The sequence below is a fragment of the Pedobacter sp. genome (assembly GCF_035566355.1).
GTDB lineage: Bacteria > Bacteroidota > Bacteroidia > Sphingobacteriales > Sphingobacteriaceae > Pedobacter.
The window spans coordinates 1-10,483 of the sequence record NZ_DATMRL010000358.1; the positions used below are offsets into that span (position 1 = coordinate 1).

Below are 10,483 nucleotides of genomic sequence, written 5' to 3' on the forward strand. Positions count from 1 at the left end.
AATTTCATACCTAAAGTTAATGATTATCAAATTAAAATGTAATGACAGGGGGATTAACGACACCTTTTTTAAGCACTTTATTAATTTTTGCTTAGCCTTTGCTGAACAAGAAACCACAAAGCAGCAGCAAGTAATACAGCGATACTGGCTAAAGGCAATGCCTGTACACCAAAAGTATTAATGGCTAGACCACCGGCAAATGAACCGGCTGCAAAGCCTGTATTACCCGCAGATACAAAAATACTGCTGGCAAATTCCGGCGCTTCCGGCGCCGAACTGGTGATCAGCGTCTGGCCTAAAAGGAAACCGCCCGTATGAATAAAGCCCCAAACGATGACTAAGGCGAATGCCGGATAAAATTGTTTGGCAACCACAAACAGGATGGCCTGCACCGCGATCAGACCTGCAAAAAATAACCAGACTGTCCGTATCTTGTTATGGCTCAGCAGATGGCCGATCAATAAATTTCCCAATACGCCCGCACCGCCAAAAAGCAGCATGGCCATACTGATCATCTTTCCATTCATGAGTGCCACGTTTTTAAGGTAATCGGCCATGTAACCATAACTCACGGTCATCCCGGTAATGATCAGGATAGTGGTGATGATGCTCCACCAGGTTTTTTTCTTCTTAAGAATGCCTAATTGACTACCGAATGATGGGCGTTCAGTAACAGGCATAGACGGCAAAAGAAATAACAGCGCCAGTACCGCGATCAGGTTAATCACCGCCGAAACGGCGAATGCCGCACGCCAGTCAAACAGGTCGGCAAAAAATACCGTTAACGGCACACCCAATACCGTACCCACGCTTATCCCCGAAAAGACAATAGCTACTGCTTTGGGGGCTTTGTCCGGCTCGACCGATTGGGCTGCGGTGCCCATGGCCACCGAGAAAAATATTGGATGAAAGAAGGCTGGGAGTATCCTGGCGGCCAATAGCCATCCAAAGCTGGGTGCTATCATGGAGAAAATATTGGATAAAATAAATATTCCAAGCACAACCGATAAAGCGACTTTGCGGTTAATGTGCGATACAGCCAGGGTAATAAAAGGGCCTGAAACGGCAATGGTTAAGGCGAAGGCGGTAAGCAGCCAGCCGGCTTGCGCGATAGAAACGTGAAAGCGGGCGGCCAATTCCGGCAGGATGCCGATCACGCCAAATTCTGTTGTAATAATACCGAAGACACCCAGGGCGAGAATATAAACTGTGCTCCGGTTATGCGGGTTAACCAGGTTAGATTTTTGAGCGATGTTAAGATTTGCTATGCGTTCCATTGTAGGTGTTGTTTTAAATAACCATACAAAGTTCGCAATAGGCCGGCGGCTATCGTTTGTCTTTCGTTTCGTAAATTTTGTACAAATCTGTCATTTATGCAGAAATGGTCGTACTTTCCGCCTTTTGGCGGAACTGTGAGGGATTCATGCCTTTTTGCTTCTTAAAGAATTTGTTGAAATGGCTTTCATCGGCGAAGCCCAATTCATCTACGATCTCGGAGATACGCATTTTACTGTATTGCAAACGGTTCTCGATAAGCTTGAGTTTATAATGCGCTATATAATCCTGCATAGTTTGGCCAGTATGCTTTTTGAAATAACGCCCAAGGTAACTCAGGGAAATGCCAAATTTATCGCTGATGTGTTCCGCTTTAGTCAGCTTAGGATCATAGATATTGGCCTGGATATATTGTAAAATATCGAGCGCTTTATCTTCTTTGTCTTCCGCAAACTGTTCGGGCAGATTCATTTCAATACTTCGCCCGATGACCACCACCAAAGCGTTCACTAAGGCCAGCGTCAATTTGTCCCAGCAATTGATGCGATTAACCCGTTCCCTGATAATGGTTTCCACCATCATCTTGACAAGTGGCTTATCAGTTTCGTAACGCAATATTGATCCGGAGATCTGTTTGGCATTATACAGCAGGTATTCCATCCGTTGTACATTGTCCTTTATAATACCATTTGATTTTAGGTAAATATCGTTGAAGCGAAGGAAGAAAAACTCGGTAGTCGTTTCGATCTTAAAATCATGCAGGTCGTCAGGGGCAAAAAGGAACATATCGCCGGTACGGTAAGCATAGCGGTTATCGTTGACGCAATGTTTGCCTTCTCCGGAAAGAATGTACACCAATTCAAAAAAAGCGTTTTGTCTGGCCCGTTTTGGGAATTCATTCATTGTTTCGACGGAAACAGTGAATGGCTCATATAATTGTTCTTTTACCATTATATTTAATGATTTAGAGAAAGATTGTACAAATATAAGACTATTGATAAATAAATAAAAGGGTTCGCTGCCTCATCCACACTGGCAAATCGTTGCAGTAACGAAAACGGGCGTTCTGTCTTAAAGAAATCGGCTTCGGATCCGCTTACAAACTTGGTCTTTCCTTTTAATTGTAAGTCCATGACTAAGAATACACCGGGCCCATACCTATTTAACTAGATTGAAAAACCGAATGTAGAAGAATAATATATTTTGTTGTGTGAAAAAATAATAACCACTTATTCATCTTAAATACATACCATTGCAATAAGTTTTTAGTATTTTTAAATAACCAAATAAGCCAGTTCGTGAAACGATGAAGATGTACGCTACACTTTCTGATGCGGAATTGCTTGCTTCTTTAAAGCAAGACAGCAAAGCTGCGTTTGATGAAATTTACAAACGGTACTGGCAGAAATCATTTAACGAGGCTTACAAACGACTACGTGAAGCGCAGATTTGCGAAGAACTGATACAGGATGTATTTGCAGATCTTTGGTTAAAGCGGGTGGAAAAGAATATTGATAACCTGGAGGCATATATCAATATGTCGGTACGCTATCAGGTATTTATGCAGTACAAGAAAGAAAAACGCTTACCCGTATTTGAGGAGCCATTGGAACACATGGCCATAGCCGATACCCAGGCCGATTCCGAAATCAATTTAAAAGAACTCAAAGCAAAGATTGAGCAATGGCTGGAACTGCAGCCGGAGAAACGTAAAGAAATCTTTAAGATGAGGTTTCAGGAAGAACTCTCTACAAAAGAAATTAGTGACATTTTGGGAATAGCGCAAAAGACCGTACAAAACCAGTTGCTCACAGCAACCAACCATTTAAAGGATACACTGGATAAAGCGATGACCATTTCTATGATTCTAATGGCGATGAAAAGCTGACCGAAAAAATATTTTCATTCGGCATAGGACATTCGGTGATTTTAATATACTGTATTTAAAAGACCCGAAGATTGTATGCAAGTTTCAGATCAAAACACATTCTTAAAACTCATAGAAAAGTACCTGAAGGGAGCTGCTTCTGCAGAAGAGGTGGATGTTTTGGAAAGTTATTATGAACTTTTTAATGAAGCACCTAATGCATCGGATCGTTTTTCTGTGTCTGATCTTCAGAAAATCGAAGCAGGTTTGAAATCTGGAGTAGAATCAAAGATTCAATCTTCTGAAAATGTTGCAACTGGTTCTATAAGAAAAAGGATCACTCAGCAACTTTGGCCACGTATCGCTGCGGCAGCAGCCATTCTTTTAATCGTAGGCTTAAGCATCTTCTTCTATACATCCTATTATGCTCCACGTCATCCTGACGCAGGTCAGGACCTCGGACTCGCTGGTAACGACATCAAACCCGGGTCCAACAAAGCCTACCTAATCTTATCCAACGGCAAACGCCTATCCCTAACCGATGCCGCCAACGGCGCTATTGCCAAAGAAGCGGGCGTTGAAATCACAAAAACTGCCGATGGGCAGGTGATATATGAATCTCGGACTAGTTATTCGAATGCTCTCAACACAATCGAAACTCCGAAAGGAGGTCAGTATCAGATCCGACTCCCTGACGGATCCAAAGTATGGCTCAATGCCGCCTCTAAATTGATTTATCCTGTCACCTTTATTGGGCGTGGGCAGCGGGAGGTTACTTTAAGCGGCGAAGCCTACTTCGAAATAGCCAAAGACAAACAACATCCATTTAAAGTAAAGAGCATTGGACAGATAGTAGAAGTACTCGGAACACACTTTAACATCAACAGCTACGCCGATGAACCAGTTGTTAAAACTACTCTCCTTGAAGGTAGCGTCGCCGTTCGTCATGTTGAGGGAAACGCTGCGACGAGAGATCTCTCCTCGCTGCGAGATGACGTATTCCTCAAACCCGGCCAACAAGCCAGTTTAACTGGTGCTGCAATCAAAGTAACGGACGTAAACCCGGACGATGCTATTGCCTGGAAAAACGGAGAGTTTGTATTTAATGACGAACCCTTACAAAACATTATGCGCAAAATAGCCCGCTGGTATGATGTAGACATCATTTACAAAGATATTAACCCAAATAAACCTTTTGGTGGTTCCGTTTCCAGATTTGAAAACATTTCTAAAGTACTGGAGAAGCTGGAGCTAACCGGCAGTGTACATTTTAAAATAGAAGGGAAAACCATTTACGTTACTAAATAAACGCCTAATTAACCAATATCAACTAACCATTAACCAACAACCAACAAATGAAAAATTTTTATAGAAACGACCCTTAACCAGGCAGGTAGGAAAATAACCAGAAGTGCTTGAACACTCCTGGTTAGTGTTTGGCGTAAAGTCAATAATTAAATCAACCGTTTAACCGCAGGTGCCCACAGATTGGAAGCTTAAGGCAACTGCTTATCATACCAAGCAAGCAAATGTATAAAATTATACAAGGATATTGGGTGTACCCCAAAGTTTATATCCATAAAATTTGGCTTATTATGCGATTAGTCACCGTAATATTAATAGCTACACTAATGCAGGTTAGTGCTGCGGGTTTTGCCCAAAGGCTCACTATGCAGAAATCTCAGGCAAGTTTAAAAGAGGTCTTTACAGAGATCAAAAAGCAAACAGGCTATAATGTGGTCTGGGATTCAGAATTACTTAAAAATTCAAAACCTGTAGAGGCGAAATTTAATAATGTAGAAGTATGTAAGGTTCTGGATCAAATTTTAGTGAATCAGAATCTGGACTATACCATTACCGATAACACCATTGTGATAAAGGAGAATAAAAAGCCTTCCTTTCTTGAAAATTTTTTTGATCGTTTTAATAGTATTGATGTTAGTGGTAAAATTTTGGACGAAAATGGCAAACCACTTCCTGGTGCTAGTGTAAAGGTGAAGAAAACGGGGAAGGGCGTGAGTACGGATAAGGATGGGAAGTTCTTTTTGAGGGGGGTGGAAGAGGGTGCTGTGCTGGTGGTAAGTTTTATTGGGTATTTGCCAAAGGAAGTGAATGCTTCGGCAAATATGGGGAATGTGGTACTGGAGCAGAGTTTGTCGAAGCTGGATGAGATTCAGGTGATTGCTTATGGAACGACGACGCAGAGGCTTTCTACTGGGAATGTGACGACTATTAAAGTAGATGTGATTGAAAAACAGCCGGTAAATAATCCGCTACTCGCATTACAAGGACGAGTTCCTGGATTATTTATAGAACAAGCGAGTGGTTTTGCTGGGACGGGGGTGAAAGTGAGGATACAAGGGCAGAATAGTATAAATAATGGAAGCGATCCGTTATATGTGATAGATGGTGTGCCTTTTACCTCACAGTTATTGCCAGGAGGTAACGATATTTTGGGTAATTCTGGCTCAACTGGGCTAGGAGTTGCGACATCTCAGGGTAATCCACAAAGTTTTATAAATCCTTCCGATATCGAAAGTATAGACGTATTAAAGGATGCGGATGCCACAGCGATATACGGTTCCAGAGCGGCAAATGGAGCAATACTGATTACCACTAAAAAAGGAAAAGCCGGAGATACTAGAATGAATTTGAATCTTCAATCTGGATGGGCAAAAGTACCCCGTAAACTGGACCTGATGAATTCCCAACAATATCTTGAAATGAGAAGGGAGGCATTCAAAAATGATGGTATTGTTGCTCCTGACCCAGGGCCATATGTAGACAGTGATTTAAATGGTAACTGGGATATTAACCGTTATACTGATTGGCAAAAGGAACTGATCGGAGGAACGGCTGCTTATCAGGACTTCAATGCATCAGTGTCCGGAGGAAATGACCGAACGAACTTTTTAGTGGGCGTAGGCCATCATAGAGAGACTACTGTTTTCCCTGGGAGTTATGCAGATAATAAAACATCTGCCCGGTTTAACATCAGTAATACTTCCGCCAACCAAAGGTTTAAAATTGGATTTTCAGGAGGCTATTTGTTTGATAATAACCGATTGCCCAATGAAGATCTAACCGGTATTGCAATGCAGCTGGCTCCAGTTGCGCCTTTATTATACAAATCTGATGGTAGTATCAATTGGGCACCAGATGAATTTGGAAAAACAACCTTTAGAGGTAATCCATTAGGCCTTATGTATAACAGTTTTTTAATTAAAACAAATAATTTGATGAGCAACCTGAATTTGGGTTATCAAATTTTGCCTGGCCTTGAGCTCAAAAGTATTTTTGGTTATAATAATTTAAAATCTAATAGTATTAGTAAAGGACTACTACAGTCTGTTCCACCAGAACTCCTTCCATATTATAAGAGAACAGCGATTTTTGTAAATAATGAAATTAATTCCTGGTCTATAGAGCCTCAATTAATTTATAACCGTAATATAAGTGAAGGTAAGCTAGAAGTACTTTTAGGTACAACAATTTCTAAAAATACAAGTATAGGATCAGGAATTTTAGCAAGTGGATTTAGCAATGATCTTGTGATGGAAGACATACTTTCCGCTACTAGTGTAACTGCACTCTCATCAATTAATTCTACTTATAAATACAATGCATTATTTGGCAGGATCAATTACAACTGGCAGGATACCTATATACTGAATTTAACTGGCCGGAGAGATGGAAGTTCGCGTTTTGGACCTGAAAGCCAGTTTCATAATTTTGCTGCAGTCGGTGGTGCCTGGATCTTTTCCAATGAATTCTTAATTAAAGATCATTTGACATTTTTAAGTTTTGGAAAGCTAAGAGCAAGTTATGGGACAACTGGAAATGATCAAATTGGGGATTATCGATTTTTAAGTTTGTACGATCCTCTTCAACAACAGGTACCTTATCAAGGAATTGTTGCCTATCAGCCCAACCGTTTAACCAATCCATATTTGCAGTGGGAAGAGACCAAAAAACTGCAATTTGGTTTGGATTTGGGATTTCTAAAAGATAGAATACTACTTAATGCAAATTATTATATCAATCGTTCTTCCAACCAACTAAGAAGTTATACGCTTCCATTAACTACCGGCTTTGGCGCGATAGATAAAAACGTGAGAGATAAGATTAGAAATTCAGGATGGGATTTCACAATTACAACTACGAATGTACAAACCAAAGATTTTAAGTGGTCAAGTAATATAAATTGGTCAACGAATAAATCAATGTTAACGTACTCTCCTGATCAAAGGTTTTCAACAACTAAAGTAGTGGGGCAACCTACAAGTGCAATGTACGTCTATCATTTTTTAGGTGTGGATCCAGCGACCGGACTGTACCAATTTGAAGACAGGAATGGAAAGCCGACAACAACACCGGATTATGTTCTGGATAAAACGGTTTTAATAGACCTCGCACCTAAATTTTACGGAGGTTTTCAGAACTCATTTTCCTACAAAGGGCTTCAAATAGATTTTTTATTCTCTTTTGTGAAACAGATTGCCATAAATCAAGGATTTGGATCTACACTTGCCGGCATTGGTCCATCAGCTGGTGGAAATCAATTGGTTTCTTTAATGGACAGGTGGCAAAAACCTGGAGATATTACCCCAATACAAAGATTTTCAACAAACAGATTTGATGTATCACAAGCTCTGGGGAGGGTTAATGAAAGTGATGCTGCCTGGACGGATGCTTCTTATATCCGCTTAAAGAATGTTTCGCTTTCCTGGCAAATGCCAGCGGGATGGAGTAAGCGGGTGAATTTGTTGAATTGCAGCTTATTCGTACAGGGTCAAAATCTATGGACCTTTACAAAATATCAGGGATTGGATCCGGAAACAAAAAGTTCAGAGACACTTCCTCCTTTAAGAGTGATTACAATAGGTTTAAAGGCTACTTTATAAATGTTTTAATCTAAAAAATAACGAGATGAATTACAGAATAATTTTCACTTTGGCTTTGATGTTTGTAACGATCACATTAAACAGTTGTAAAAAACTCGTTGAGATAGATGGTCCGGCAACCAGTGTGAGTTCAAAGAATGTGTATAACAATGATGCAACAGCTATTGGTGCGGTTACTTCTTTGTACGTCAATTTAAGTAACGGCAGTCGTCCAATAGATTCTCAAGAACTTAGTGGCTTATCAGGCATTGCGGGCTTGTCTGCAGATGAATTGGATTATTACTCCGGGGCGCAAAGTCTGCTCCTATCTTTGTATTACCAAAATGCCCTCACCTCACTTAATATATATAGGGGGTTTTGGGAAAGGAGTTATCAAAGGTTGTATGTAATCAATGAAGCTTTGGAAGGGCTTGGGGCATCTACTGGACTGACTCCTGCTGTAAAGCAACATTTACTGGGAGAAGCTTATTTTATGCGCGCCTTCTATTATTTCTACCTGGTGAACTTATATGGAGATGTTCCGCTGGTATTAAGTACCGATTATACGATCAACGCACTGATCAGGAGATCATCAAAGGTACTAGTGTACAATCAAATTGTAGCTGATCTGAAAGCAGCGCAAAACCTTTTAAGCGAAGGTTATTTAAAAAGTGATGGGATTACAACTTATCCAACTGGATCAGAAGAACGGGTGAGACCGAACCAATCAGCTGCCTCCGCTTTACTGGCTAGGACCTATTTGTTTATGAAAGATTTTGTCAATGCGGAGATACAGGCATCGCTTGTTTTAGGAAATACAGCACAATTCCAGTTAGAGTCACTGGATAAAGTATTTTTAAAGAATAACAGGGAAGCAATCTGGCAATTGCAGCCTATTATAGATGGATCTAATACACAGGAAGCAACGGTCTTTATAATCCCGGATGAAGGACCATCTGGCAGTAACCCCGTTTATCTGAGCCGCGAATTAATGGAGGATTTTCAACCGGGTGACCAGCGCCGGAATAGCTGGACAGAGAGTGTAAATGCAAATGGTACGCTCTATTATTATGCCTATAAGTACAAGATCAAAGCATATGCAACAAGCATTACAGAATACAGCACGGTGATGCGTTTGGCAGAACTGTATCTGATCCGGGCCGAATCCAGAGCAGCACAAAATAAGTTGGACGATGCCATTTTAGATGTAGATAAGATTCGGGTAAGGGCAGGTTTAAGATTAATCCATGATACCAATCCAACTATCAGCAAGGACGATTTGATTACCCTCATCCTAAACGAAAAAAGGATAGAATTTTTTACAGAATGGGGACACCGCTGGTTCGATTTGAAAAGAACAAATACAGTAGATGAAATCATGACCAAAGTTACACCGAAGAAAAGTAATGGTGGTACATGGAGAAGTTACCAGCAATATTATCCGGTTGGATCTTATGAATTGCAGAGTAATCCTAATTTAACGCAAACAGCAGGCTATTAACCATAAAAGTGATGAGATTTTTTTTAACAGTGACTTTGTTTTTCTGTATAAACTGCTTGTTTGCACAGAAATCAGTAATAGATTCCGTGGCCTATAAAGAGTGGCCTTCGTTAGGTGGGCCGACAATCAGTAAAAATGGGCAATATGTATTTTACAATATTAACAATGTACCTATTGGAAGCAAGACTTTGAGAGTTCAATCTACAAATGGAAAATGGAAAAAGGAATTTAAAGGAGGACGATTGAATGATGGTTCATGGATTCTTAGTGACAAATACTTCTTGTTTATCACTAAGAATGATAGTCTGGGTATGCTTACACTCGGAACTGATCAAATTAAATATATTCCAAATGTGTCATGGTGCAACCTCAAAGAGGCCAAAGGAGTAGAATATCTGTTTTATACCCCTAGTCGTAACTCAAAGGGTTTAGTTCTACAGAATTTGAAAACTAATAAAGAGAGGGTATTTGCTGATGTAGATAGTTGGAGCTTTGAAGATGATATTCTGATTTTAGTTGAATCTATGCAAGGTAATACCCAGAGGCAATCTATAAACCTTGTAGATATAACTAAGGATAAAGTTTCTAAAATATGGGAAGGAAATAAACCGGAAAACCTAATTCTTGATGTAAAGCATCAGCAATTCGCATTTAAAACTGGAGATTCTGTCTGGTGTTACAAGATAGGGTCGTCTGAAGCAGTTTGTATCATAGGGAAAAGTACCACGAATATCGAGAGTGGATTACATTTAGGATATCTCAGTTCTTTCAGTAAAGATGGGGAACGTTTATTCACATCGTTAACAAAAAAAGAAAATTCAAAACCACAATCTAAAAAAGTTGTTGAGTTATGGAGTTATACTGATACAATCCTGAAAAATTTACCGAAAGTGGAAGGCGGTGATCAAACATATCTCGCCGTCATTAATATTGCAGATAGAAATATTATACAGTTGC

At 40.1% G+C, this 10,483-nt stretch carries 7 protein-coding genes; 5 read left to right on the top strand and 2 right to left on the bottom strand.

The window, feature by feature from the left end; genetic code table 11:
* Positions 1–80: 80 nt before the first annotated feature.
* Entirely contained in the window at positions 81–1,277 is a 1,197-nt protein-coding gene (locus VNZ46_RS13710) for an MFS transporter (RefSeq protein WP_325560655.1), read from the bottom strand.
* Between the two features lie 94 nt (positions 1,278–1,371).
* Positions 1,372–2,226, bottom strand: a complete 855-nt coding sequence (locus VNZ46_RS13715) for an AraC family transcriptional regulator (protein ID WP_325560656.1) — start codon at positions 2,224–2,226, stop codon at positions 1,372–1,374.
* 355 nt (positions 2,227–2,581) lie between these two features.
* Between VNZ46_RS13715 and VNZ46_RS13720 the strand changes: the two genes are divergently transcribed.
* From VNZ46_RS13720 to VNZ46_RS13740, 5 genes are all read left to right on the top strand, one after another.
* On the top strand, positions 2,582–3,163 hold the full coding sequence (locus tag VNZ46_RS13720) for an RNA polymerase sigma factor (RefSeq protein ID WP_325560657.1): 582 nt from the start codon (positions 2,582–2,584) through the stop codon (positions 3,161–3,163).
* 75 nt (positions 3,164–3,238) lie between these two features.
* Positions 3,239–4,450: a FecR family protein gene (locus tag VNZ46_RS13725; RefSeq protein ID WP_325560658.1), complete on the top strand. Its 1,212-nt coding sequence runs from the start codon at positions 3,239–3,241 to the stop codon at positions 4,448–4,450.
* Positions 4,451–4,737: 287 nt separating this feature from the next.
* Positions 4,738–8,046 (top strand): SusC/RagA family TonB-linked outer membrane protein, encoded by a 3,309-nt coding sequence (locus tag VNZ46_RS13730; protein ID WP_325560659.1) that lies wholly within the window; start codon positions 4,738–4,740, stop codon positions 8,044–8,046.
* Between the two features lie 25 nt (positions 8,047–8,071).
* On the top strand, positions 8,072–9,526 hold the full coding sequence (locus VNZ46_RS13735) for a RagB/SusD family nutrient uptake outer membrane protein (RefSeq protein ID WP_325560660.1): 1,455 nt from the start codon (positions 8,072–8,074) through the stop codon (positions 9,524–9,526).
* 11 nt (positions 9,527–9,537) lie between these two features.
* Positions 9,538–10,483: hypothetical protein (locus tag VNZ46_RS13740; RefSeq protein WP_325560661.1), on the top strand; the 946-nt coding region annotated here is incomplete at its 3' end.